Source organism: Luteithermobacter gelatinilyticus, from assembly GCF_005849285.1.
Classification (GTDB): domain Bacteria; phylum Pseudomonadota; class Alphaproteobacteria; order Sphingomonadales; family Emcibacteraceae; genus Luteithermobacter; species Luteithermobacter gelatinilyticus.
The window spans coordinates 1,240,424-1,266,662 of sequence record NZ_CP040517.1; the positions used below are offsets into that span (position 1 = coordinate 1,240,424).

24 protein-coding genes are annotated in these 26,239 nt (G+C 54.2%); 12 read left to right on the plus strand and 12 right to left on the minus strand.

The genetic code is table 11. From position 1 onward, the window contains the following. Window positions 1-10: 10 nt before the first annotated feature. On the plus strand, window positions 11-604 hold the full coding sequence (locus FE788_RS05480) for a nucleotidyltransferase family protein (RefSeq protein ID WP_138379697.1): 594 nt from the start codon (window positions 11-13) through the stop codon (window positions 602-604). Between the two features lie 26 nt (window positions 605-630). On the opposite strand, the gene FE788_RS05485 is transcribed toward FE788_RS05480, so the two are convergent. The 9 genes from FE788_RS05485 to FE788_RS05525 all read right to left on the minus strand — a co-directional run bounded on the left by FE788_RS05485 (window position 631) and on the right by FE788_RS05525 (window position 9,185). Next, entirely contained in the window at window positions 631-1,815 is a 1,185-nt protein-coding gene (locus FE788_RS05485; protein WP_138379698.1) for an acetyl-CoA C-acyltransferase, read from the minus strand. Between the two features lie 300 nt (window positions 1,816-2,115). Beyond that, on the minus strand, window positions 2,116-2,559 hold the full coding sequence (locus FE788_RS05490; RefSeq protein WP_138379699.1) for a host attachment protein: 444 nt from the start codon (window positions 2,557-2,559) through the stop codon (window positions 2,116-2,118). A gap of 265 nt (window positions 2,560-2,824) precedes the next feature. Further along, window positions 2,825-3,319 (minus strand): aromatic-ring-hydroxylating dioxygenase subunit beta, encoded by a 495-nt coding sequence (locus FE788_RS05495; RefSeq protein ID WP_138379700.1) that lies wholly within the window; start codon window positions 3,317-3,319, stop codon window positions 2,825-2,827. Further along, complete coding sequence (locus FE788_RS05500) at window positions 3,316-4,644, minus strand: aromatic ring-hydroxylating dioxygenase subunit alpha (RefSeq protein ID WP_138379701.1); 1,329 nt, start codon at window positions 4,642-4,644, stop codon at window positions 3,316-3,318. Before FE788_RS05500 ends, FE788_RS05495 begins: the two co-directional genes overlap by 4 nt. Before the next feature lie 11 nt (window positions 4,645-4,655). Further along, a complete protein-coding gene (locus tag FE788_RS05505; RefSeq protein WP_138379702.1) occupies window positions 4,656-5,375 on the minus strand; it encodes an SDR family oxidoreductase in 720 nt (239 codons plus the stop codon). Further along, a complete protein-coding gene (locus tag FE788_RS05510; protein ID WP_138379703.1) occupies window positions 5,362-5,757 on the minus strand; it encodes a Zn-ribbon domain-containing OB-fold protein in 396 nt (131 codons plus the stop codon). Before FE788_RS05510 ends, FE788_RS05505 begins: the two co-directional genes overlap by 14 nt. A gap of 2 nt (window positions 5,758-5,759) precedes the next feature. Beyond that, window positions 5,760-6,941, minus strand: a complete 1,182-nt coding sequence (locus tag FE788_RS05515) for a thiolase family protein (protein WP_138379704.1) — start codon at window positions 6,939-6,941, stop codon at window positions 5,760-5,762. After that, entirely contained in the window at window positions 6,938-8,560 is a 1,623-nt protein-coding gene (locus FE788_RS05520; RefSeq protein ID WP_210414151.1) for an AMP-binding protein, read from the minus strand. The genes FE788_RS05515 and FE788_RS05520 overlap by 4 nt, the downstream gene beginning before the upstream one ends. 148 nt (window positions 8,561-8,708) lie before the next feature. After that, on the minus strand, window positions 8,709-9,185 hold the full coding sequence (locus tag FE788_RS05525) for an Lrp/AsnC family transcriptional regulator (RefSeq protein WP_138379706.1): 477 nt from the start codon (window positions 9,183-9,185) through the stop codon (window positions 8,709-8,711). Between the two features lie 140 nt (window positions 9,186-9,325). Between FE788_RS05525 and FE788_RS05530 the strand changes: the two genes are divergently transcribed. The 3 genes from FE788_RS05530 to kynA all read left to right on the plus strand — a co-directional run bounded on the left by FE788_RS05530 (window position 9,326) and on the right by kynA (window position 14,968). Continuing rightward, on the plus strand, window positions 9,326-12,844 hold the full coding sequence (locus FE788_RS05530; RefSeq protein WP_210414152.1) for an indolepyruvate ferredoxin oxidoreductase family protein: 3,519 nt from the start codon (window positions 9,326-9,328) through the stop codon (window positions 12,842-12,844). Window positions 12,845-12,896: 52 nt separating this feature from the next. After that, the gene (locus FE788_RS05535; RefSeq protein WP_138379708.1) at window positions 12,897-13,964 is read left to right on the plus strand and encodes a Glu/Leu/Phe/Val dehydrogenase dimerization domain-containing protein; all 1,068 of its coding nucleotides are present in this window, start codon (window positions 12,897-12,899) and stop codon (window positions 13,962-13,964) included. A gap of 158 nt (window positions 13,965-14,122) precedes the next feature. Further along, entirely contained in the window at window positions 14,123-14,968 is an 846-nt protein-coding gene (gene kynA, locus FE788_RS05540) for a tryptophan 2,3-dioxygenase (RefSeq protein ID WP_138379709.1), read from the plus strand. A gap of 10 nt (window positions 14,969-14,978) precedes the next feature. Here kynA and FE788_RS05545 read toward each other — a convergent pair whose 3' ends face one another. Then, the gene (locus tag FE788_RS05545) at window positions 14,979-15,848 is read right to left on the minus strand and encodes an alpha/beta hydrolase (protein ID WP_168190286.1); all 870 of its coding nucleotides are present in this window, start codon (window positions 15,846-15,848) and stop codon (window positions 14,979-14,981) included. A gap of 152 nt (window positions 15,849-16,000) precedes the next feature. On the opposite strand from FE788_RS05545, the gene FE788_RS05550 reads away from it, so the two are divergent. The 3 genes from FE788_RS05550 (at window position 16,001) to FE788_RS05560 (ending at window position 19,222) form a co-directional block, all read left to right on the plus strand. Further along, a complete protein-coding gene (locus FE788_RS05550) occupies window positions 16,001-16,627 on the plus strand; it encodes a helix-turn-helix domain-containing protein (protein WP_138379711.1) in 627 nt (208 codons plus the stop codon). Next, window positions 16,628-17,863 (plus strand): kynureninase, encoded by a 1,236-nt coding sequence (gene kynU / locus FE788_RS05555; protein WP_138379712.1) that lies wholly within the window; start codon window positions 16,628-16,630, stop codon window positions 17,861-17,863. It begins immediately after the preceding gene. A 312-nt stretch (window positions 17,864-18,175) separates the two neighbouring features. After that, the gene (locus FE788_RS05560) at window positions 18,176-19,222 is read left to right on the plus strand and encodes a DUF3108 domain-containing protein (RefSeq protein WP_210414153.1); all 1,047 of its coding nucleotides are present in this window, start codon (window positions 18,176-18,178) and stop codon (window positions 19,220-19,222) included. 84 nt (window positions 19,223-19,306) lie between these two features. Here FE788_RS05560 and FE788_RS05565 read toward each other — a convergent pair whose 3' ends face one another. Continuing rightward, entirely contained in the window at window positions 19,307-20,077 is a 771-nt protein-coding gene (locus FE788_RS05565; protein WP_138379714.1) for an exodeoxyribonuclease III, read from the minus strand. A gap of 4 nt (window positions 20,078-20,081) precedes the next feature. Then, window positions 20,082-20,426, minus strand: coding sequence for an iron-sulfur cluster insertion protein ErpA (gene erpA / locus FE788_RS05570; protein WP_138379715.1), 345 nt, complete (start codon window positions 20,424-20,426; stop codon window positions 20,082-20,084). Between the two features lie 207 nt (window positions 20,427-20,633). On the opposite strand from erpA, the gene FE788_RS05575 reads away from it, so the two are divergent. Genes FE788_RS05575 through FE788_RS05595 form a run of 5 tightly spaced genes read left to right on the plus strand, consistent with a single transcriptional unit; the run spans window position 20,634 to window position 26,234 of the window. Further along, window positions 20,634-21,836, plus strand: coding sequence for a deoxyguanosinetriphosphate triphosphohydrolase (locus FE788_RS05575; protein WP_138379716.1), 1,203 nt, complete (start codon window positions 20,634-20,636; stop codon window positions 21,834-21,836). Continuing rightward, entirely contained in the window at window positions 21,833-23,584 is a 1,752-nt protein-coding gene (gene argS / locus FE788_RS05580; protein ID WP_138379717.1) for an arginine--tRNA ligase, read from the plus strand. Before FE788_RS05575 ends, argS begins: the two co-directional genes overlap by 4 nt. Window positions 23,585-23,626: 42 nt before the next feature. Beyond that, window positions 23,627-24,508 carry an SPOR domain-containing protein gene (locus FE788_RS05585; RefSeq protein ID WP_138379718.1) on the plus strand — a complete coding sequence of 294 codons (882 nt, stop codon included), beginning with the start codon at window positions 23,627-23,629 and terminating at the stop codon, window positions 24,506-24,508. 17 nt (window positions 24,509-24,525) lie between these two features. Beyond that, on the plus strand, window positions 24,526-25,551 hold the full coding sequence (gene nagZ / locus FE788_RS05590; RefSeq protein ID WP_138379719.1) for a beta-N-acetylhexosaminidase: 1,026 nt from the start codon (window positions 24,526-24,528) through the stop codon (window positions 25,549-25,551). A 2-nt stretch (window positions 25,552-25,553) separates the two neighbouring features. Next, window positions 25,554-26,234 (plus strand): site-2 protease family protein, encoded by a 681-nt coding sequence (locus FE788_RS05595; RefSeq protein ID WP_138379720.1) that lies wholly within the window; start codon window positions 25,554-25,556, stop codon window positions 26,232-26,234. The last annotated feature ends 5 nt before the right edge of the window (window positions 26,235-26,239 follow it).

The window sequence follows — 26,239 nt, forward strand, 5'->3', positions numbered from 1 at the left end:
ATGGGTGTTCATGTCCCGGGTGGCAGCACTTCTTCTCGCGGCGGGGCAATCCCGGCGTATGGGAGAAGAGAATAAATTGCTGCTGCCGTATCATGGTGATACGGTTGTCGGCCGAGCGGCCACCTGCCTGTTGGACTCTGCTGCCGCTCCCGTTATCGTGGTCACGGGATATCAGGCGGGTGAGATTTTATCTGCCCTAGCTCAAAAACAGGTGCAATTCGTTCATAATCCGGATTTTGCGGGTGGCATAAGCACATCACTGAAGGCCGGGCTTGCCGCCTTGCCCGGGGGAGTAGAGGCGGTCTTGATCTGTCTGGCGGATATGCCGGATATCACCCCGGACCTGCTCAATCAGATGATCGCCGCCTACAAGGCGAAACCAGGGAAAATTATTGTTCCGGTCCGTAGCGGGCGGCGGGGCAACCCAGTATTATGGGATAAAGTATTTTTTCCTGAAATGATGGCGCTCGGCGGCGATCAGGGCGCCAGATCCCTTATGGGCACTCATGCGGATGATGTGGTTGAGCTGTCCGTCGGCACTGACGCCATCTTCCGCGATATTGACACAATGGAAGACTATCAGAGGCATGGCGCTCAGCGCTGACGGTAGACTGTTTCGGGACGGGAAGCTTACGCCACCTCAAAAAGGCCGGCTGCACCCATGCCACCGCCGACACACATGGTGATGACCACATATTTCACGCCGCGGCGCTTGCCTTCAATAAGGGCATGTCCCACCATACGTGATCCGCTCATGCCATAAGGATGACCAATGGAAATGGCGCCGCCATTAACATTGAATTTTTCTAGATCAATACCCAGATGATCCCGGCAATACAGGGCCTGAACGGCAAAGGCTTCATTGAGTTCCCAAAGGCCGATGTCCTCAATTTTCAGGCCCGCCTGTTTCAGCAGTTTCGGTATGGCATAAATGGGGCCGATGCCCATTTCTTCCGGCGCGCACCCGGCCACCGCCATGCCCCGGTAAATACCAAGCGGCGCGAGCCCCTTCTGTTCTGCGAGCCGTGCATCCATCACCACACAGGCGGAAGCGCCATCTGATAACTGGCTGGCATTGCCAGCCGTGATTGTGCCCCCCTCAATGACAGGGGGCAGACTGGCGAGACTTTCCAGCGTGGTGGAAGGGCGATTGCCTTCGTCCTTTTCCAGAGTGACCGGTACTTCGCTGATCTTGCCGCTTTCCTTATCCTTGACCAGTTTGATGGAGGGCAGGGGCACGATTTCGTCATCAAATTTACCCGCCTGTTGTGCGGCGGCTGTGCGTTGCTGGCTCGTCAGCGCATATTCGTCTTGGGACTCGCGGCTGACATTATATCGTTTGGCGACCACTTCCGCTGTTTGCAGCATGGGCATATAGGCGTTCTCGTTCATGGCCAGAACGGCGGGGTCGGTACTCTCCATGATCCATTTGAAAGCCTTATCCTGGACCAGGGAGATGCTGTCGAGACCACCAGCGACAATGGTGCTCATGCCGTCACAGATAATCTGTTTGGCGGCGGTGGCGATAGCCATCAGCCCGGAAGAGCATTGCCGGTCCAGGGTCATGCCGGCCACGCTGACCGGGAGGCCGGCGGCAATGGCGCTCATGCGGCCAATGTTCCAGCCGGTTGTCCCTGCGGGCAGGGCGCTGCCCATGATCACATCTTCGATTTCCGCGCCGTCAAGGCCTGCACGCTGGACGGCTTCACGAACCACATGTCCGCCCAAGGTCGGGGATTTGGTGTTGTTGAAGGCGCCCTTGTAAGCGCGGCCAATGGGGGTTCTGGCGGTGGAAACGATAACGACATCTTTCATGGTCTTGTCCTTACTGGTTTGTCTCTTTAATCCTGGGGCGGGTCCCGGGTTTTATCATAAAGTGAATTGTGATTAGATTGACTCTAGAGTGAATTGTGAACAGGTTGGCTCAATTCACTCTAGCGCAGGGTGTTCGGGAGATCAATATAATAATCAAACGTTTGTTTAGTTATTTGAACTGTTCCATAAACAGGGGTTGCAAGCCATATTTTGTTGTATCTGTTCGGTGTCCTTTGGACTTTTACCCAGAATGACTGGTGGTGGCCCCCGATTGTTGAGCCAACCTATGCACAATTCACGCTAAAGATTATTTTGCAGGTAATTCTTCAACTCATGGGCCGACATTTTGGTCAGATCAGAGGGAATTTCGGTTTCAATCAGATCTTTCAGCTGCGGTTCCATGGCCTTGCGCATATGTCCCAGCGTTTTGGGGGCCGCAATTAGGATCAGCTTTTCAAAATCCTTGTTTCGGGCGTGTTCGTTGAGTTTTTTGACCATTTCCCGGGCAAATTCCTCTTCCGCCAGATCATGAGCGTCGTTGCGGGGTTCCATGGCATGCCGACTGCCATTCGCGCCGCCGCTTTGACGGCCGGGCTGATCCATGTCGATTTCCCGGCTAGGCAGGCTGGGCAAGGCAAACCCTTCCAGTTCTTTCAAATCATATTTGGCGTTTTGTTTGAGGAAAAAACGGGCGCGGCTACCGTCTGCAACCGCAATCCAGCATTTCGGTTGGTTGATGATCATCTTGTCTTTCCCTTTGTTTGGAAAGGCAATTATATCAAATATACGGGGGAAGATGATAGGGGGTGGCGAAGAAAATTATTTCTCCGGGGAAAGAGAGCAGAATGAAATGAAAACGTCATCCATATCGTTCTCTTTTCGGCGTCACGCCGGGGTCACTCCGATGCCCACAGGATCGTTTGGCAAACCTTCTGAAACCTGTGGCGCTTCCCCGGGGATCGGCACCCCGGATTAAGTCCGGGGCCCCGACATCTCTTATTTCTCACCCCTACAGATAGATCACCAGGCTGTCGAGTGCGGCGTCACAGTTGATCAGATCTACCCGCTTGTGACGGATTTTGAGGCCGTCCTCTGTGCGGGCGAGCACATGACGATAGGTGCCGCCGAAGACCTGCTGATTTTTGTAATAGAGCAGAGCGTGAAAATTGGAGGTCACCGTGATATCGCCTGTGGCTTCGTCAATATGTTCCACCCGGATGTTGGAAATAATGTGCGAGCAGCGTACCGGGTGATCCAGGGATGGCGCTTTGGTTTCATGAAAATTGATCCGCCGAATATTCATCAGCAGTTTGTCATCATAAAATATCGAGATGTGATTCAGCGGGTCTTCCTGATCCGGCTTGACCGGCATCCAGTAGGTACCGTCTTCGGTATAAAGCTCATAAAAGGCGTTGAGATCCGCCCGGTCCAGACAAGAGGCCTCTTCATATAACAGGTCTTCGATTTCCCGGATGTCCGGGTTGCTTCTGATCACCGTGGTCATTCCGCTGCCTCCACTTCGCTATATTCCGGAGCTGTCATATATTCTTTCCAGGCCTTGTACATGTTACGGAAAGACAGGTCGCTGGTCCCGATTCCACGCATGACGCCCGGTTCTTCCTCCCGGTCCTGTCCCAGATTGCGGTGCATATCAACCCAGTCGCCTGCATCGGCTTCCACACCTTCCTGAATGCGCCGGTAGCATTCAAGATCATCCGGCCCGACCATGGAGCCGGAAGAATTGATCAGGCGGCTGTAGAGAATATTGCGCTGGAACATTTCGTCCGGCGCCCCCACCAGCCGGAAATGCCAAGTTTCAATAATCGTGCGATTGACGGCCACGGGCCGCACGACACGAATATTCTGGATGGCCCCTTTCAGGGTCATGGATGGATAAAGGATGGTGTTATGGCGGTTGATGGACAGGATATCCTCGGTTTTTTCCTTGCCATAAGCTGCATACATGGCGTCCAGATACCCTGGGATTTCCGAATAATCCGCATGGATGCTGGTTTTGCCGCCGGAATAACCATTGCCATAGGCGCAGGCGGTGACGCCCATATTGTCAAAAAACTCATAACTGCTGCCAAAGGGGAAGATGATTTCCGCCTCACGGGGCGGCGGGGTGTCCTTGGGCATGGATGCCATGAGTTTCTTGGTCGCCTGGCCGACGGATTTGTGGGCCACCATCGGGTGGGTGGTGTCGTTCAGGTTATCCATGAACAGTTTCCAGTTGCAGGTGTGATCATATTTCAGCACCCCTCCATCCATCACCAGCTTACCCTCGGGCGAGCGGTCGATCATATTGTCGATGCTGGTGGCAACATGGCCCAGATATTCTTCCAGCGATGGCCCTTCGGGGCTAAGGCTGGCAAAGACAAACCCCCGGTAATCGCCGTAACGGGGCACCCGTTTCATGTTATTGGCCGGGTCCTTGATGTCAAAACCGGTGTTTTCATACCCTTTGTTATGGGGAATCCCCATCAGGGTGCCGTCGGTGGCAAAGGTCCACCCGTGATAACCACAGCAAAACACCCGCGCGCTGCCGTATTCCTGATTAACCAGTTTGGCGCCACGATGGGTGCAGCGGTTAAACAATACATGGATTTCGCCGGATTTATCCCGCACCATGATCACGGGCTGTTTGCCGATATTGCAGGTGTAATAATCGCCGGGCTTGGGGATCTGGCTTTCATGGCCCACAAAAATCCAGGCCTTGCCGAAAATGCGGTCCATTTCCAGATCAAAGATTTCTTCATCAGTATACAGCTTGCGGTGGGTTCTGGTTTCCTGAACCATATCCGCCAGTTGTTGTATGCTATAGGTCATTTTTCGTCTCCTTACAGCGTGAGCGAACCGAGGCTGGCACCGCCACAGACATACAATGTCTGTCCGGTTACAAATCCGTTATTTTCGTCCGCGAAAAACAGGGTGGCCCGGGCGATGTCTTCCGGCGTACCTAGCCGCCCTACCGGCAGTCCCTGGGCGAGGGATTTTGCTTTTTCTTCAGAGACCTGTTCGTGGAACATCTCCGTGACAATGGGGCCGGGCGCAATGGCGTTCACGGTAATGCCATGATGGCCCAGCTCCATGGCCCAGGTCCGGGTCATGCTGATGATGGCCGCCTTGGTGCCCGCATAATTGGTGCGGGTGGGCAGGCCCACCACGGCCCGGCTTGACATGTTGATGATACGCCCGAACCGGGCTTCTTTCATGGCCGGTAAGCACGCTTGGGTCAGAAGGATCATGGCGCCCAAATGAAGATTGGTGAGATAGGTGAGGTCGTCCAGGCTGACCTCTTCAATCAGTGAGGGCCGAATAACCCCGGCATTGTTCACCAGGGTGGTCACCTTGTGTTTGGCGGTAATTTCCGCGGCCGCCTCCCGGGTGGCGGCCGGGTCGGCCAGATCTACCTCATAAGCTTCCAGATGGGCATGGTTAAAATCAGGCAGGCGGCGAGCCAGGGTAATCACATGATAGCCGGCATCCAACATCATTTGGCAAATGCCTTTGCCGATGCCGCTGCTGCCGCCGGTCACGATGACTTTACGGTTTTTCATTGTTGTCTCCCAGAGAAGAAATGACTTCCGCCCAGCTCCTCACCGAAACATTTTCGGGCAGGGCGATATAAACAGGATCTGCAAAAGGGGTTGGAATGCTGCTGATGGTCACCGGCGACCCCGGCGCAGCGCAGTCCCGATGACAATAGGTGAACAGAATACCGCCGGTATCAAGTTGCACCGTGGCAATGCGCAGCGGCAATAGGGGCCTCAGACTGTCTTCGAGACTGTGATGCAGAAGAATGCTGCCGAGCACCCGGCCTTTGTTGTTCACCGGTTGCGTTTGCAGATCTGGACTAAGACAATTGCCGCAAATTTCCCGTGGGGGATATTGCACAGTGCCGCAGTCCTGACAAACGGGAAGAGAGAGGGGAGCAGACATGATTATTGGCCTCCCTTCCTGAGAATGGCCGCCGCCGAACACAGGCCGCGATTGTAATTGATCATGCCATAGCCGCTGATCAGCGCGGTTTCGGCCTTTTTCACCGGATTGCCGAGCGCCTGGCCGGTCAGTTGCCGGAGGCTTTCGACAACGCCCATATATCCGGCGGCTGATCCGGCCTGGCCACAGGAAAGCTGCCCGCCACAGGTATTGTGCGGCAGGCCGTCGCCGTCGAAATTTAGATTGGTTTCGCGCAAAAAGGCCGGTCCCTGGCCCTTTTCACAAAAACCGAGATCTTCCATCTGCATCAGGCTGATCACCGGATAATCATCATAGGTTTGGAGCATGTCCATGTCTCGCGGGCCAAGGCCGGCCTTGTGATACATCTCGTCGGCATAAGCCGCCCAGCCGCCGCGGATTTGTATTGGATCATCGGGAAAGGAATTGTGCAGTTCGCCGGTGCTGAGAATTTCTGCATAAGCCAGTCCCAAATGGTGGGCCCGTTCCGTGCTCATCACCAGAAATGCCTCCGCCCCAGCGCAAGGCATGACACAGTCCAGAAGATGCACCGGCCCGGCGATGGGACGGGCGGAAAGGTAATCTTCCCGGGTCATGGGTTTGTTTCTGAACAGGGATAGGTCGAAATGATTGGCGTTGTGGCGCTGACTGAGTGCAATACGGGCGAAGTCCTCCCGCGTGGCACCGAACCGGTCCATGTAATGCTGGGTGATCTGGGCAAAGGCCATGTTGGGCCCTCCGGCGCCGTACCAGTAGGCGGAACTGTTGGAAAAACTGCTGAAGTCATGCACCAGTTTTTTGAAACTTTCCGCATTGGCCGTATCGCCACCGATACAGGCGATAATATCTGCGTCTCCGGCCTGGACGGCACGAGCGGCCCGTTGCAGGGCAATCACCCCGGATGCCCCGCCATAGGGGAGGTCCGCGATCCACCGGGGGCTGAGGCGCAGATATTCGGTAAGGGTAATGGTGCTGTCCGGCCGCAATGTGAAACTAGAGGTGGCCAGACCGTCAATCTGGTCTTTTTTCAGACCGCTGGTTTTAAGCAGTTCTCTGAGTGCAGAACCGATAAACCACGGAGCGCCATACGGGCTGCTTTTCACGTAAGGCAGCGTCACCGGCGCGGTCAGCGCAACTCCCTCATATCCGCCGGATGCCTTGCTCATGTGCCGGTTCCTTCGGTCTTGGGGCGTTTCTTCAGGGATCTGAGATCATAGGTCTTTCCCTGTTCGACAAGTCTGCGGCATAAGGTTTTCACCTCACCGCGTTGCAGTTTTTCGGACGGGGTTTTCGGCAGCTTGTCCACAAAGGCGATATATCCCGGCAGCTTATAATAGGCGAGCAGGGGCATGGCCGTTTCAAAAATCTGCTGGGCCAGGTCCGCAGAATCCTCGAAGCCTTCAGCCAGTTCGATGGCGGCCATGACTTCATCCCCACGCAGGTCGTCAGGAACCGCTGTGACGGCCACGGTGCCGATGGGCTCCTGCTGCTGAAGGATGGATTCCACCTCAACGGCAGAAATGTTTTCGCCACTGCGGCGGATGATGTTTTTTTTGCGGTCTACAAAATAAAACGCCCCTTCCGCGTCCTGTCGCGCAAGGTCCCCCGTGTGCAGCCAGCCGCCCTCCCAGATTTCTTCGGTCGCGGCCGGATTCTTATAATAGCCGGAGAAGAAACCTTTTCGCGGATTGTTTCCCTTGCGCCGGACCAGAAGTTCGCCGACCTCGCCACAAGGTACATCCTGTCCCGTGTCATCTACAAGACGCGCTTCCACATCCGCCGGGGCCTTGCCAAAACAGCTTTGGCCCACATGGCGGGGTTCCACATTTGCGGTGATGCAGCCGCCGCTGCCGGATTCGGTCATGGCCCAGCTTTCAATTAGGGGAAAGCCAAAGCGTTCTTCAAAGGCGGCGTGATGTTTGGGGTTGACCCCGGCGCCAAAGCCGAACTTGACCTGATGGGCACGATCATAGGGGCCTTCCGGGATCTGCAGAAGAATAGCCGGCAGAACGCCCAGATAATGCACGATGGTGGCGTTGCTTTCCGCAATGCTTTGCCACCAGGTGCGCGGATGGAAGCGGTCCAGCTGAATAATACAGCCGCCGTTCATCATCATGCCCATGGTGGAACAGGCAAGCGCATTCATATGCACCAGCGGCAGTGGCGTGAGCAGACGTTCCTTGCCAGGCTCTAGCGTACAATAGCCGCCAATATCCCGGTACCAATGGCCAAATTCCAAGAAATATTCGTTGCTCAGCATGCAGGCTTTGGGTTTTCCAGTGCTGCCCGAGGTGAACATCAGCGCGCATTCAGTCTGTTCGGTCTTCTCCCCTGTCACAGCTTCCGGCTGTTGCGGCAGGGTTTCAAGATCCGAAAGGTTGACCACGGGACAATTCAGGTCCTTCACAGCCGAGGCGATATAGGCCGCGCGTTCATCCAGGCTGATCACAGCGGCGGCTTCGCTATGCGAGACGAGATAGTTGATTTCTTCTGGGGAAAATTCGGGATTGATCGGTACAATACTGACACCAAGCGCATTGAGGGCCAGCCAGTGCATGAAAAAATCCGGCCGGTTTTCCAGGACAAGGCCCATTCTTTGGCCGGTGGTCAGGCCGCGCCTCTGATAAAAGACGCGCAAGTGTTCCACCTTTTGCGCCATTTCGCCATAGGTGAAATCAATGGGGCCATCGTGATAGGCGGTACAGGCGGTCGCGGGGATATGCAGAAAAGGGCGGTTCCCATAGGTGGCCACGCTGTTCTGAAACGCGTCATATACTGTTGTCATGATATTGCTCTTGCCATCCCTGATATGGTCTTTGTTAAATTATCCATATGATATACCAACAAAAAATATATGAAAAGTGAAAAATAGAAAAATCATATATATGGATAATTCTACTCTTTTTTCAAAAGTATAGCATGAAGCAGAGGGGCTATGAAGACAACTTCAGGGGCAGGGCAGTGGTGTATTTGACCTTGGTAACGGCGAACCGGGAATGAACTTCGTTAACCATATCCATTTTCAAAAGCTTGTGGCGCAGGAAATTTTCATAAGCGGTCATGTCCGTGGTGATGATTTTCAGGACATAATCCATAGAACCGCTAATGGTGTAGCATTCGGTAACCTCGGGATAGACCTTGATCAGGCGCTCAAAATCCTCAAGCGCATTGTCCCGGTGGTGGGACAGTTTGACATTGGCGAAGGAAACGATGTTCAGGCCGAGTTTTTCGGCATTGAGCAGGGCGACCCGTTTGTCAATCAGGCCCATCTCTTCAAGTTTCCGGATGCGTCGCCAGCAGGGGGCGGTCGATAGTCCCACCTTGTCGGCCAGCTCTGTATTGGTGAGGCTGTTATCTTCCTGAAGAGCGGCGAGAATCTTTTTGTCTATGTCGCTTAATTTGTCCAGCATTATTTTTCCTCTTATTGCGTCTTAAAGGCAAAAATATAGCCAAAATTACGCGAAATAATCTGAAAAAGAAACGTAATTTCGCATGATTTATGCAAAAATAATTCGAAAAATCGGGTGGCGGAAATTTACTGGAGAGTCATGTGAAAAAAGACCTTATTTCCCTTGATGATAAATACATTTTGAATGAGGGCAGCGCCTTCATGTCGGGCATTCAGGCTCTGGTCCGGATTCCTCTGGTGCAACGCTGGCGGGATCGGGCGGCGGGTCTGAATACAGCGGGATTTATTTCCGGATACCGGGGATCGCCGCTGGGGGGGTATGATCAGGCCCTGGTCAAGGCGCGCAAGTTTCTGGAAAAGGAAAATATCCATTTCCAACCGGGACTGAATGAGGAGCTGGCGGCTACCGCAGTCTGGGGCACACAGCAGGTGAACATGTTTGAAGGCGCTCGGTATGACGGGGTGTTTGGTATCTGGTACGGCAAGGGGCCGGGGGTGGATCGGACCGGCGATGTGTTCCGCCACGCCAATGCCGCCGGAACCAGCCCGCATGGCGGGGTTCTGGCCATTGCCGGGGACGATCATGCGGCTAAATCCTCCACTTTGCCGCATCAGTCTGATCACAGTTTTTATGCGACCATGTTGCCGATGCTGTATCCGGCGGATATTCAGGAATTTGTGGAATATGGTCTGCTGGGCATTGCCATGTCCCGCTATTGTGGCTGTTGGACCGCTTTCAAGGTGACCAGCGAGACGGTTGAAACCACGGCCACCGTAGACCTCAGCCGGGAAAACCGGGAAATCTTTCTGCCCGATGAAACGGAATTCGAAATGCCGCCGGGTGGGGTGCATATTCGCCCCAATGACGTCTGGAAGGAACAGGATTACCGCTTGCAGCGTTATAAACTTTTTGCCGCGCTGGCCTTCGTCAAGAAAAACAAGGTCGATCGCATCGTCATGGACAGCTCCAAGCCCCGCTTTGGCATTATCACCAGCGGCAAGAGTTATGGCGATGTACGCCAGGCTCTGTTCGAGCTGGGTATTGATCATGATGTGGCAGAACAAATTGGCCTCAGGCTTTACAAGGTGGGTATGCCTTGGCCGCTGGAACCGGACGGGGTTCGGAACTTCTGTGAAGGCCTGGAAGAAATTCTGATTGTTGAGGAAAAGCGCGAGCTCATCGAAAACCAGCTCAAGCAGCAGCTCTTTAACTGGCATGCGGACAAGCGACCGAAAGTGGTCGGTAAATATGATGAACACGGCAACTGGCTGCTGCCGCCGGATAATGATCTTAGCGTGGGGCTCATCACCCATGTGATTGCGGATCGGATTTCCCGCTTCTACCATAATGATCGCATTGACGAACGGCTGGAATTCTTTAACCGGCGTGAGGCATTGCAGAAAAGTTACCAGCCGCCGATTATTCGCACGCCTTATTTCTGTTCCGGCTGTCCGCATAACACGTCGACCAAAGTTCCTGAAGGCAGCCGGGCCACAGCCGGGATCGGGTGTCACATTATGGCGCTGTGGATGGACCGCAACACCTCCACCTTTACCCAGATGGGCGGGGAGGGGGTTCCCTGGGTCGGTCAGGCGCCCTTCACCGATGAAAAACATATTTTCGTCAATCTGGGGGATGGGACCTATTTCCATTCCGGCCTTCTGGCGGTGCGTCAGTCCGTGGCTGCCGGGGTCAATGTGACCTACAAGATTCTCTATAATGACGCGGTGGCCATGACCGGTGGCCAGCCCCATGATGGCCACTTGACGGTGGAAAGCATCGCCCAGCAGATGGTGGGCGAAGGGGTGAAGAAAATCTGGATTCTGACCGAAGATCTGGACCGGTATCGGGACCGCGGGAAAATTCCGGCGCATATCCCGATTCTGGACCGGGATGAGATGCCCGCCATTCAGGAAGAAGCCCGGAATACGGAAGGCTGCACCGTAATCATTTACGATCAGACCTGTGCCGCGGAAAAACGCCGGCGGCGCAAACGGGGCAAATATCCGGATCCGGATAAGCGCATCTTTATCAACGATCTGGTATGTGAGGGATGCGGGGATTGTTCGGAAAAATCCAACTGTGTCTCTGTCGAGCCTCTGGAAACGGAATTCGGTCGCAAGCGGACCATCAACCAGTCCACCTGTAACAAGGATTACAGTTGTGTCAAAGGGTTCTGTCCTTCCTTTGTCAGTGTGCTTGGCGGTAAGGTTCGCAAACCCAAAGCCATCGGTTTTGATGCGGAGCTGGAAAACCTGCCTGAGCCTGCCATCTCTGAAATGTCCCATGCCTATAATATTCTGGTAACCGGCGTGGGCGGCACCGGGGTGCTGACTATCGGGGCTCTTCTGGGCATGGCCTCCCATGTGGAAGGCAAGGCCTGTTCCATTCTGGATATGACCGGTCTGGCGCAGAAGGGTGGCGCGGTATTGTCGCATGTACGGCTGGGACCGGACATGGATGAATTGCGTACCCCGCATATTCTGACGGGCGGTGCGGATTTGTTGCTGGCCTGCGACTTGGTGGTGGCGGCCAGTCCCCAGTCTTTTGAAACCATGCAGAAAAGCCGAACCCGGGCTGTGATTAATGCTCACCGTATTCCGGTGTCGTCTTTTGTGCTGAACAATAATATCGACTTTAAGCAGGAAGCCCTGAAAAAAGTCATTAACGACCATACCCGCGATGATGGTCGCTATTATGTGGAAGCGACAGAAATCGCCACGGCGTTGCTGGGTGACAGTATCGCCACCAATGTTTTCATGCTGGGCTATGCCTGGCAGCAGGGGCTTGTTCCGCTCAAACGCCAGTCCATTGAACGGGCTATCGAGTTGAATGGCGTGGCGGTGGAGCAGAATCTCAAAACCTTTGCTTGCGGGCGTCTTGCGGCCCATGCGCCGGAAAAAGTGGAGGAAATCATTCGGCCGCTGCTTGATCCGGCAAGCCATGAACATATTGCCGATACGCTGGAAGAAATTGTCGCCAAGCGGGTTTCTTTCCTCACCGGCTATCAAAGCAAGGCCTATGCTACGCGCTATCAGCAGTTGGTCGGCCGGGTGGAAAACAAAGAGAAAGAGTTGTTCTGTGCCGCCGGGGATTTGTCAACGGCCGTGGCCAGATATTATTTCAAGCTTCTGGCCTATAAGGATGAATATGAGGTGGCTCGGCTTTATACCAACGGCGAATTCCTGAAAAAGCTGGAAGCCCAGTTTGAAGGCGACTATAAGTTGCGTTTCCATATGGCCCCGCCCATCCTGGAGAAGAAGGACAAGGTCACCGGCCATCCCAAGAAACGGGAGTTCGGCCCCTGGATGATGAAGTTGCTGAAAATTGTGGCGAAAGGACGCATATTGCGTGGGACGCCGCTGGATATTTTCGGCTATACGGCGGAACGCAAGATGGAACGCGCCCTGATCCGGGAGTATGAGGCCGTGGTGGAAGACATTCTTACGCATTTGCATAAGGATAATTATGCGTTATGTGTCGATCTGGCCTCTTATCCCGACGGAATTCGCGGATATGGTTATGTCAAGGAAACCAATGTGGAGCGGCAGAAGAAAAAAGCCGCTGAGCTGCGGCAGGCCCTGAAAGAGGGAAAAACGCATGCCGGAAAAACAGATGACAGGACCGACAACCGGGATGATCAGCGCAAGATCGCCTGAAGGTGAAATATGAGGTAGAAGAATAAACAAACAAAAAGCGTGGAAAGATAAAATGATCGAAACAAACCAGTTCAAAGGCCATGAGAAAGTTGTTTACCTTCATGACAAGGAAAGCGGCCTGAAGGCGATTATTGCGGTACACGATACATCGCTTGGCCCGGCAGCCGGTGGATGCCGCATGTGGCCCTATGAAAATGAGATGGATGCATTGACCGATGCGCTTCGTCTCTCTCGCGGGATGAGTTACAAGAATGCCGTTGCCGGTCTGAAGCTGGGCGGGGGCAAGTCGGTGATCATTGCTGACCCGCACAAAGACAAAAACGAACAGCTTTTTCGTGCCTTTGGCCGTTTTGTTGACAGCCTCAACGGCACCTATATTTCTGCCGAGGATGTGGGGATTTCTGTAGAGGATATGGAAATCGTGGCCAAGGAAACCCGGCATGTCATCGGCTTGCAAAGCAGTGAAAACGCCAGCGGGGATCCTTCTCCCTTTACAGCCCGGGGAACCTATCTCGGCATCAAGGCGGCCGTCAAGCACAAACTGGGTCAGGACGACCTCAAGGGGTTGACCGTGGCGGTTCAGGGGGTTGGTCATGTGGGGTATCACCTGTGTAAACACCTGGATGAGGCCGGCGCTCACCTGATTGTGTCGGATATTCATCAACCCTCCCTGGACCGCGTGGTGCAGGAATTCGGGGCGAAGGTGGTATCGGTGGCGGAAATCATGTCTGTGGCGTGTGATGTGCTCGCCCCTTGTGCGTTGGGTGCCGTGCTGAATGATGCCACAATCCCGGCGCTGAGAACCCCGATTGTCGCCGGCGCCGCCAATAATCAGCTCGCCCGGGATGAACATGGTCAGATGTTGCATGACAAAGGCATTCTGTACGCGCCTGATTATGTGATCAATGCCGGCGGTATTATCAATGTCTCCGCCGAGGCCCGCGGCAAATACGACGTCAACTGGGTTAATGACAAGGTGGACAATATCTATACCACGCTCGGTACCATTTTTGAGCGTTCCGATAAAGAAGGCCGACCCACCAATGTCATTGCCGACGAGCTGGCAGAGGAAATTATTGCCGCAGCCCGGGCCCGCAAGAAACAGGAAAAGGCGGCCTGATGCACATTGGCTGATCGATAATTCCTGCTCCGACTCCCTTTAATGGAGGGCGGAAGACGAGATTTTTCCAAACAGTATATTTTTTTCTGTTTAGAAAATTCTTGATTCTTCCGCCTTTTTCTCATTAGAGTGACATGGAATAAAAACAGGAGGCGAGGATGACGGAAAAAGAAACGGTGAAGGCCGTTGATCTGAGCGGTGAAAAGATTCACTGGGATCAGGATATGAGTTACGGGCAGTATCTTGTCCTGGACAAGATCCTTGAGGCCCAGATTCTGCGGTCCGGCCACCATGATGAGATGATGTTCATCATCATTCACCAGGCTTCCGAATTATGGTTGAAATTGTGTATTCATGAACTCAGCGCAGCCATGCGGCACATCCGGGAGGATGACCTGGGGCCGGCGTTTAAAATGATCAGCCGCATTGCCCGTATTCAGGAACAGCTCATTCAGTCTTGGAACATTCTGGCCACTATGACGCCGAAGGATTATCTGAGTTTCCGGGATGCTCTCGGACAGAGTTCCGGGTTCCAGTCCTATCAGTACCGGATCATGGAGTTTGCCTTGGGCAACAAAAACAAAAGCATGATCGAAGTGCACAAGGCCCATCCCGATATTTACGCACGAGTAAAACAGGTCCTGGAAGCACCGAGCATCTATGACCTGACGTTACAGCTTCTGAAAAAACGCGGCTTTGCGGTGCCGGGGGATAAACTGGAACGGGACTGGAGCGAACCTTACGAGTCCAGTCCGGCGGTCGAAAAAGTCTGGCGGGACGTTTATCTTCATGCGGACCAGCATTGGGACCTGTATGAACTGGCGGAAAAGCTGGTCGATCTGGAGCATCGCTTCCAGACCTGGCGCTTCAGCCATATGAAGACGGTGGAGCGCATTATTGGTTATCGCCGCGGTACGGGCGGAACCAGCGGGGTAAGTTATCTGGTGAAGGCCTTGGATTTGCAGTTCTTTCCGGAACTGTGGTCGGTGCGCACCTCTCTTTGATCGGGCTGCTTTATGCCCGGATCCGGCTCAATAGTGTCTGAAACAGCGGGCTGTCCGGCCGGGTCAGTTCCATCACAATGTCAAAATGATTGACCCCCGGAACAGGCAGAAGTTCCGCATCCAGCCCCCGTTCAAGCCAGGCGTCATGATAGTCATGGCTTTGTCTTTTAAATTCTGCAGTTTCATTCTCGCCATAACTGATGATCAGCGGGCAGGACCGGGGCGGAATGCGGAATAGCGGACTGCAGGCGGTGGCTTGGGCCTGGTCCATGCGCAGCGGTTCATTGATATAGGTATTCACCAGGGGGCGCAGGTCATAAATACCGCTCATCGCCAAAGCCGCCTTCAGGGGGCAGGTGGCATATCCGAGGGCCGGCCAGTCACTGGAAAGTATTTCCGCCACCAGATGGGCCCCGGCGGAACTGCCAGACAGGCTGATATTGGTCGGATTGCCGCTGAATTTTCTGGCATTTTTCAGGATGCTGATCATGCCGCGCCGGGTCTGCTCAATAATCTGGGGCAGGCTGTAATCAGGGGCCAGTGTATAATCCAACGCAATGAATACCATGTCATGGGCGAGAAAGTTGGGAGCGGCAAAACAGCTCTCATTTTTAGAGAGTTCCTGCCAGTAGCCGCCATGAATAAAAACATGAACAGGGAAGGGGCCGTCTCCGTCCGGGATAAAAATATCCATCATGGCACGGGGTTCCGGCCCATACCGCAGATCCTCCCGAAGCCGGCCCGCATGGTCAATCTTGGCCGCCAGACTGCGTTTTTCATACGCACGAAGAAATGGCATAATGTCCGGAACACAGGAGCTAGGCGAATATTCCCGCTCCAGCGTGGGGATATCCATGTCCTCCCAGCATTGATGGCTCATCGGTTTCCCCTCAATACTTATGGCCCCTGGCAGGGGTGGTAAGAGAGTTATACCACAGATGGCATGAGTAAAAAACTTTTCTTTTTGGGAAAATATTTTCATTTTAGGAAAATTCTGTTATTCTGCTCCGAAAAAGGTAATCGGAAGTCATCATGAGTAACTCTGCTTTTATACAACATACGGCCGGGGATGAGCACAAGGCGCTGGGAGATCGTTTGGCCCATCTGCGCAAGGAGCGTGGGCTGACGCTCCAGCAATTGAGCGCGCTTGTGGATATTCCAGTCTCCACCCTGTCCAAGGTGCAAAACCATCAGGCCACCCTGACCTATGGCAATCTGATCAAGCTGGCCCGGGGATTGGGGGTACCCATCTCCGCCCTATTTGACGACCCGCAGGATCAGGTTCTGAAGTCCGGACGCCGGTCCATTACCTCAAACGGGGACGGCAGCGTGAATGAGGTGGACATATACCGGGTGGAGGTTCTGGCTGCTGATCTTTTGAACAAAAGCATGTATCCCGGAATTTTGGAGGTGCCACCAGCGGGGCCACAGGATTTGGGGGCGTTGTCCCGTCACCCCGGAGAAGAGTTTGTGTATGTTCTGGAAGGTGCCGTACGGCTGTATAGTGAGGATTACAAACCCGTAACCCTCGCCCAAGGTGACAGCGCCTATCTGGACAGTCGTTCGGGGCATCGTTATGTCTCGGCCACTGCTGATCCTGCCCGGATCCTTGTGGTCTGCTCCCATGAGGTGAGTGAAACCGCGGAACAGGAGAACTGAATGCTGACCCGATCTGATTTCGAAAAACTAGATGCCACGGATGACCTCGCCTCTTTTCGCGAGGAATTTTTGCTGCCGGAAGGGGTGGTCTATCTGGATGGCAATTCGCTAGGGGCGCTGCCAAAGGCGTCCGCCTCGCGTGCCGAGCAGGTGGTGCGCCGGGAATGGGGACAGGATCTGATTAAAAGCTGGAACAAGGCCGGATGGGTGAGCTTGTCCGAACGCATCGGGGATAAGATTGCCGCCCTGATTGGGGCGGCGCCTGGCGAGGTGGTGGCCTGCGATGCCACTGGGATCAATCTGTACAAGGCATTGGGCATGGCGCTCAGCCTGCGTCCGGAGCGGAAAAAAATTCTGGTGGAAGGGTCAAACTTTCCTACGGATCTGTATGTGACCCAAGGGCTGGTGCAGCAATTGGACCGCGGACATGAGATTGTCTATGCCGAACATGAGGAAATTCTTGATGCCATCACCGAAGAGGTGGCCGTTGTCTCCCTGATTCATGTGCACTACAAGACGGGCCGTCTTTTGGATATGAAGGCCATTACGGAAAAAGCTCATGCGGTGGGGGCGCTGGTGATCTGGGATCTGTGTCACAGCGCCGGGGCGGTGCCGGTGGACCTGAACGGTTGCCGGGCTGACTTTGCCGTGGGCTGCGGCTATAAATATCTGAATGGGGGGCCCGGGGCGCCGGGGTTCATTTTTGTGGCCCGTCGGCATCAGGGACAGGCGATTCAGCCGCTCACTGGTTGGTTTGGTCATGAGGCCCCTTTTGAATTTCACCGGGATTACCGTCCGGCCAAAACCATCCGTCAGATGCTGACCGGCACGCAGCCGATTGTGTCGTTATCGCTTCTGGAGGAAGGGGTGGATATTCTTGGCCGCGCGGACATGAACAAAATTCGCCGGAAATCTTCATTGATGGGAGACCTGTTTGTTCAGTTGGTAGAAGAACAGCTGGACGGCTTTGGGTTTGAGCTGGCCTCCCCGCGTGCTGCGGAAAAACGGGGCAGTCAGGTCTCGCTTCGTCATGAACAGGGGTACGCCATCATGCAGGCGCTGATCGCGGAAAATATTATTGGCGATTTCCGTGCACCGGATATTGTGCGTTTTGGGTTTACGCCGCTGTATCTGCGATATGTGGATATCTGGGACGCGGTGGCGGGCCTGCGCCGGGTGATGGAACAGAAACTCTGGGATTTGCCTGATTATCAGGCAAAGGCTGCTGTGACCTGATCTGTCACAGCTCTTAAACAAGACTGGCCTTGGCCTTTTTTCGGCCAGGGCTTTTTTTATGGGGCTGGTCCATATATTATAAAAGATCTCTCTGCATGGCGCTTATGCGATGTGTCTTGTCTCAATTTAAATACCCTTTATCCGCTTTGACTGTACACAGACGCCTCAGATGTGCAAAATGCATGTCGGTAACCCCTTGGGGATAGGGGGGAGTCGTGTCATAACAGGATTTGGCGTAGTGCCGGGATGCAAAAGTATAAAATATTTCATATCACGATGACCTCTCATGTCAGAACGTCAGGGCGTTTCAGAATGTCAGGGCGTTGTCTCTTTTGGGGGCTGATGGCGTTATGTCTGGTTTTGGCCGGGCAGGCACTGGCCCAGCCCCAGCTTCAGCCCTCATCGTCTCCAGGGCCGCCGCCCGGGCCGATGCAGGAAGTTCCTTCCGAACCGCCGGCGGTGTTATCGGAGAGTTTCAAGAAAATCAGGGCCAAAGCCGAATATCGGGTTTACTGGGCGGGGTTCGTGGTGGCGGATGTCTGGTCCGAACTGGTGTTGAGCGAAGAGAGCTACAAACTGGACACGGCATACAGAACCCGGGGCATTTTGAGTTTTTTCAGCAAAGCCGAAAGTGAAACTTTTGCGGTGGGGAAAATCCGCGATGACGGGACCTATCAACCACTGCTTTATAAGAAACAGGGGCATTGGGGCGGCACATCCTATAAACATTTTATCGAACGTGATCCAGAAAACGGCGCGCCGCTCAAGATTTCCATCTATAACGAAGATCATAAATGGAACCGGGAGCCTGTGCCAGAAAAATACTGGTCTCTGGTGGACCCCGCCACCTATATGGCCCGGCTGCTGACCCGGGACCGCAAAAGGCTTCTGCCAGGTCTGCAAGGAGAAGGATCCCGGACTCTGGGCCAGATTTTTAATGGCGCGGTTGCGGCGGAATATATGCATCACTGCCCGCAAATGGATCATCTCGAAAAACGCCGGAAGTCCCTGTATGAAGGGAAGGCCGTGCGGTGTGAATTCACTGCGCGACTCCTGGCTGGCTGGTCTGAGGAGGAACGGGAACGTCAGGAAGAAAGAGAGGGGCAACAGCATGAGCGCGACGCGGACCCTATTGAGATCTGGTTTGCCCCCTGGAAAGATTTGCCGATGATGATCCCGGTTCAGTCCCGCTTCAAGACCGGGTGGGGCACCGCCACCATGTATCTGACCAGGCTAAATATCCAGGTTTTGCTTGATGATACAGCGCAGCCGGAGGAAGATGAGCTGGTTCCGGTTGATCCATCGGATCAGGACTCAAAACAGCATCGGGAAGAGTTTCTCGACGGTAATCATTTGTGAATGTGATCCGCCGGGATATTGGCACGCGCATTTTTCGCAAAAAAATGAGGCTTAACACCTGTTTCAATAGGGTTTTGGGCCCGTTCAAACCTCCAGTTCGCACCAGATGGGGGTATGGTCGGAGGCTTTTGCCTTGCCCCGCGGCACCCGGTCAATGGCACAGGTTTTGAGACGGTCAGCGGCTTGGGGCGACAACAACAGGTGGTCGATCCTGAGACCATTGTCCTTCTGCCAGGCCCCGCCCTGGTAATCCCAATAGGTGTAATTTTGTCCTGTGGGGACGATTTGCCTGAGCGCATCGGTAAACCCCAAATGTAAAAGGGTGAAAAAACGATCCCGGCTTTCCGGCCGGCACAGCGCGTCATTGGCGAATCGTGCTGGGTCGTAACAGTCTTCGTCTTTGGGGCAGACATTGTAATCTCCCCCCAAAACAAGCACTTCTTCCCGTTTCAGGAGGTCCCGGGCGCGGTCTATCAGCCGATCCATCCAGGCGAGTTTATAATCAAATTTTTCTCCCGGAACAGGATTGCCATTGGGCAGATAGAGGGCAGCCACGCGCACCGTGTTTACGGTCGCTTCCAGATAACGGGCCTGATCATCGGCCTCATCGCCCGGCAGGCCGCGCATAACGTCTTCAATAGGGTATTTGGACAGGATAGCGACACCATTATAGGTTTTCTGGCCATGGGTTTCCACGTTATAGCCCAGTTCCTCAATTTCCATGCGCGGGAAATTTTCATCCACACATTTCAATTCCTGAAGCAACACCACATCGGGGGCCGCATCACTCAGCCACTCCACCACGCGCGGCAGTCTCGCTTTGATGGAGTTGACGTTCCAGGACGCAATTTTCATAAAATCAGCCTATGGCAAAGGAGGCGCCGCAGCCGCAGGCAGCCGTGGCGTTGGGGTTTTTAACCACGAACATGGATCCGGCCAGTTCCTCGACAAAATCCACTTCGGAACCCGTCAGATACAACAGCGACAGCCCGTCCACCAGCATGGTCACCCCGTCGCGTTCCACCACGATGTCGTCTTCGCGTTGCTCTTCCACTAGATCGAAGTCATACTGAAACCCGGAACAGCCGCCACCGTTCACTGACACCCTGAATTTCAGGTTGGGGCGGCCGTCCTTCTCAATCAGTTGGGCGATCCTTTTTGCGGCATTGCCGGATAAAGTGACCGGTGTTTCTGTGTTGGTCATGGTTATTTCTGGTACCCTGATAATTGTAAAGATCTGATAATTGTAAAATATATGCTTTACTTCTGCTACTATATGTATGCTGTATAAGGGAATTGTCAATAATGCCGCAAAAATGCAACACCATAGAACCGGGCAAGTTTCCTGCCGCCATATGCAGCGATTACATATCATGACCGGATAAGATCCAAGGAAAGGGGATCTGAAGGAATGTCATCAGACTTTGTGTTGTTTGAGCCGGCCTTTGAATACGCGCCTTATGCCTGTCTTGCTGCCACCAGCCGGGGGCGGTTATATCCGGAGCCGGAAACCCGGATCCGCTCACCATTCCAACGGGACCGGGACAGAATCATCCATTCCAGCGCGTTTCGTCGGCTCAAACATAAAACCCAGGTTTTTGTTTATCATGAAGGCGATCATTACCGCACGCGGCTCACCCATTCCATCGAAGTCTCCCAGATCGCCCGCAGTATAGCCCGGGTTTTGGGCCTGAATGAGGAAATTACCGAAGCCCTGTCTCTGGTTCATGATTTTGGTCATCCGCCCTTTGGCCATGCCGGGGAAGAGGCTCTGAATCTGGTGATGGCGCCCCATGGCGGATTTGATCATAATGCCCAGTCACTCAGGATCGTCACTCGTCTGGAACGCCGTTATGCGGATTTTGACGGTCTCAATCTGACCTGGGAAACGCTGGAGGGTCTGGCCAAACATAATGGTCCGCTGTGCCGCGGTCAGGATATGTCAGACCTGCACAGCTATTTTGCGGAATATAACGAACGGCATGATCTGGAACTCCACACTCATGCTAGCGCCGAAGCACAGGTGGCGGCATTGTCGGATGATATCGCCTATAATAACCATGATATTGCCGATGGGTTGCGGGCAGGGTTGTTCACGATGGAGGAGCTGTGCGAAATTCCACTGGTGGCGGAAATTGTCCGGGACGTTTATAACCGGTATGGTGCCTTGGAGGCCAGCCGGTATGAACATGAGGTCATTCGCCGCCTGATCAATCGGATGGTCAAAGATATTCTTGAGGAAAGCCGCTCCCGCCTTCTGGCGCTCAAACCCGAAACCGTGAAGGATATCCGCCAGGCTCCAGATAGCGTGGTTGCTTTTTCTTCCGCGATGCGCGAAACGGATCGGCGGCTCAAAACCTTTCTGATGCGCAATATGTATCGCCATTACAAGGTGAACCGGATGACCAGCAAAGCCAAAAGGGTGGTGCAGGATCTGTTCGAATTGTATATGGAAGAACCGGAATGTTTGCCCGAGAAATGGCAAAATAGATTGACGCAAGAGAGTGAACAAGATAGAGCCCGTCATGTTACGGATTTTATTGCCGGGATGACCGATCGTTACGCCCTGTTGGAACACAAAAGACTTTTTGATATATCAGCGTTTGAATTATGAATATTTACAAAGATTTACACGAAAAAGTTAAAAACATAATTGAAATCCTGTCCGAAGAAGGGAAACTTCCCGGAGGGCTTGATCTGGTGGCGATGACCGTGGAAAGTCCGCGCGATCCCTCGCATGGAGACATTTCCACCAATGTGGCCATGGTGCTTACCAAACAGGCGCGCATGAAACCGCGTGACATAGCCATGATGGTTGCGGAAAAGCTGGAACATCTGGCGGAAGTGGACAGTGTCGAGGTGGCTGGGCCCGGATTCATCAATCTTCGGCTGAAAAACGGCTTCATTCTGGAAAGGATCAAAATGGTCCTTGAGGCCGGACCCCGTTACGGTGTTTCGGATATCGGTAACAAAGAAAAAGTTAATGTGGAATATGTTTCTGCCAATCCGACCGGCCCCATGCATGTGGGACATTGCCGGGGCGCGATCTTCGGCGATGCCTTGGCGGCGCTGCTGGAATTTGCCGGATTTGATGTCACCCGGGAATATTACATTAACGACGCCGGGGCGCAGATTGACGTTCTGGCCCGCTCCGCCTATCTGCGGTATCGGGAGGCGCTGGGCGAAGATATTGGCGAAATCCCCGAAGGTCTGTACCCGGGAGAATATCTGATCCCTGTGGGGCAGGCGCTGGCGGAAAAATACGGGGAGCGCTGGCGGACAGCCGACGAAGCGGAATGGCTGGATCCCATACGCGAGTTTGCCACACACGCCATGATGGACATGATCCGCGAGGATCTGGCGGCGCTGGGTATTCATCATGATGTGTTTTTCTCTGAAAAAACACTGCATACCGGCGGTGGTATCGAGGCGGCTGTGGAGGCGCTTCGGGCCAAAGGGCTGATTTATGAAGGAGTTCTTGAGCCCCCCAAGGGCAAAAAGCCCGAAGACTGGGAAGAACGGCCGCAGCTGTTGTTCAAGGCGTCGGCGTTTGGGGATGACATTGACCGTCCGTTGCAGAAATCCGATGGCACCTGGACCTATTTTGCCGCCGACGTGGCCTATCATTACGATAAGGTGCAGCGCGGGTTCAATTCCATGATTGATGTTTGGGGGGCTGATCACGGGGGATATGTCAAACGGGTCAAGGCCGCGATTGAGGCGCTGACGGATGGCAAGGGGGAGCTGGATGTCCGGTTGTGCCAACTTGTCAATCTGCTGCGCGATGGTAAGCCTGCGAAAATGTCCAAACGAGCCGGCACCTTCGTCACGCTGCGGGACGTGGTGGATGAAGTGGGCAAGGATGTGGTGCGTTTTATTATGCTGACCCGCAAAAATGACGCGGCGCTGGACTTTGATTTCACCAAGGTCATGGAACAATCCAAGGACAATCCGGTCTTTTATGTGCAATATGCCCATGCCCGGGTACATTCGGTCCTGAAAAAGGCGCAGGAGAGTTTTCCGGATCTTGACCTCTCGCGGGCGGCGCTGCTGGATGCAGAGGTCTGGCGGCTTGATGATGAGGCGGAACTGGGGCTGGTGAAAGTGATGGCCGGCTGGCCGAAGCTGGTGGAAAGCGCGGCGCTGGCCCATGAACCGCATCGGATCGCTTTTTATCTGTATGATCTGGCCTCGGCCTTTCATACCCTGTGGAATAAAGGCAATGACAATCCGGACCTGAAATTCATTATCGAGGGAGATCGGCATCTCACCCTGGCGCGGCTGGCGATGATATCCGCCCTTGCCAACATTATCGCGACGGGGCTAAATATACTTGGCGTGGAGCCCGTCACTGAAATGTAATCCAGATCCAGATCTGTTACCAGCCGGAAGGGGAGTGAAAGCATGGCAGGGGAAGACAAACAGAAATCGCCCGGGCAGAAATCCGCAGAGCAGAAATCGGCTGGGCAGAAATCGTCATGGCTTGAACCGCTGCCGGAGGAATTCGCTTCCGATGATGGCGCAACCAGCCGTCGGATGATTGTTGCCGCGATGACCGTTGTGGTGCTGGCCATATTCGGGGGAGTGATCTGGTACAGCTATATGGGCAAGACCACCGGCGGGCCGGTTCCGGTGGTGCGGGCCGACAAGTCCGTGATCAAGGTTAAGCCGCAGGATCCCGGTGGCATGGAAGTGCCCAATCAGGATAAGCTGGTCTATAAAAAGGTTTCGGATGCCGCCATTGAGGATCAGGAAGACCGCCTGGCGCCCAGCGCGGAAATACCGCTTGGTCGGCCAGAAGCCCAGGCAGGATCGGCGGCAGGGGAAGCCGAGAAAACTGAGAATGCCGGGGTGCCTGAGAATGCCGGGGTGAATGGCGATGCCGACGCCGTCCGGAAGGCGGACCTGCCGCCAGCGCCGCCGGGTACGACGACCCCGGAAGTTGCGGATAAATCGCAAAAGTCGCCTGAAAAGGTGGTGCCGGCCGCTGCTGCGATACAGACGACTTCTGTTGCCAGTTCCCCGGTGGCAACTGACGGGATTTTTATGGTGCAGATGGGGGCATTCAGTAAACGGGCCAGCGCCGAAAATCTGTGGAAGACTTTGCGCCAGAAACATGCAGATGTGCTGGGTGGCCTGAAACCGGATTATATGATAGTGGATCTGGGCCAAAAAGGAACTTTGTATCGTCTGCGTGGGGGGATGATCAAAGATCGGGCCAGTGCGGATAAAATCTGTGCAACCTTGAAGGCCCGTGGACAAAGCTGTTTGGTGGTAAAAAAATAACATGATCGGAACGTGACATGCCGCGTCCGGTAATCACAGATTGTGAGGGCACGCGCCTTACGGTCGAGGAAAAGGCTCTTTTCCGCGAGGCGCCGCCATTTGGTTTTATCCTGTTCGCCCGGAACTGCCAGACACCGGATCAGGTCCGCGCCCTGACAGACGAAATGAAAGAGGTGCTGGGGCGAGAGGACATTCCCATCCTGATTGATCAGGAAGGGGGGCGGGTGATACGCCTTAATCCCGAACATTGGCGCCATCCGCCAGCGCCGTCGGTTTTCTCCAGCTTGTATGAGCGAGACCCTGACACCGCGGTGGAAGCCTTATCCATTAACACCCTGCTGATTGCTGCGGATCTTGCAGAAATCGGGGTGAATATCAACTGTTTTCCCCTTCTGGATCTGTTGTTCGATGGGGCGCATGATATTATTGGTGATCGATCTTTCGGGCGGGATCCGGCCAAGGTCATCGCCCTGGGGCTTGCCGCCTGCGAAGGGCTGATTGCCGGCGGCGTCCTGCCGGTGATCAAACATATTCCGGGACACGGCCGGGCCGCGGTGGACAGCCATGTCGCTTTGCCGGTGGTGGAGGCATCCCTGGAAGACTTGCGCAATCTGGACTTTGTGCCGTTTCAGGCGCTTTCCGGCATGTCCTGTGCCATGACGGCCCATGTCACCTATACGGCCATTGATCCCGACCATCCGGCGACCCTGTCCCCCAGACTGATCCGGCAAATCATCCGCAAGGAAATTGGCTTCACCGGGGTGCTGTTTTCTGATGACATCAGCATGAAGGCGCTTTCGGGCAGCCCGGCGCAAAATGCCAAGGCAGCGCTCAGGGCAGGGTGCGATCTGGTTCTGCACTGTAATGGGTCCCTTGAAGAACGCCGGGATGTGCTTACATCTTTGTATGACTTTAACGTGACGAACGAATCCTGGATCCGGGATATGCTCAGCCGGCGCCGCAGGCCCTGGGATCTTGACAGGGACCGCCTGTCCCGATGGCTGGATAATGCTTTGTCCGGTCTGACAACCAACAGCGAGTAAACATGTTTTCCGAAATCATCACGAAATTGTCCGTCTGGATCATTCCGCTTTTGCTGGCCATTACCCTTCACGAGGCGGCACATGGGTGGATGGCCTGGAAAAAAGGCGATCCCACAGCCAAACTTCAGGGCCGGGTCAGCTTTAATCCACTGGTGCATGTGGATGCCTTTGGCACGGTTCTGTTGCCGTTATTGCTGTTGTTTATGCAGGCGCCGTTCCTGTTTGGTTATGCCAAGCCAGTTCCGGTGAATTTTCGGAATCTCCAAAATCCGCGCCGGGACATGGTCTGGGTTGCATTTGCCGGACCAGGGGCCAATATTCTGCTGGCGCTGTTAGGGGGGCTGCTTCTGAATGTGCTTTATATTGCCCCGGGCTTTGCTTCGGACTGGTTGGGATATAATCTGTCAAACCTGATCCTGATCAATGCGTTTCTGGCGGTTTTCAATATGTTGCCGTTGCCGCCACTGGATGGCGGCCGGGTGGCGGTGGGGTTGCTGCCGGATGCCCTGGCGCGGCCGCTGGCCCGGTTGGAACCCTATGGTATGATGATTTTGATTGGCTTATTGTTTTTGTTGCCTTTCATCGGGGCGCAGCTAGGATTGAACTTCAACATTCTTTTCGTCATTATAGAACCCTTCGTCGAGATGATTATGAAACTGGCCTATAGCCTGGTAATGATATGAGGTCC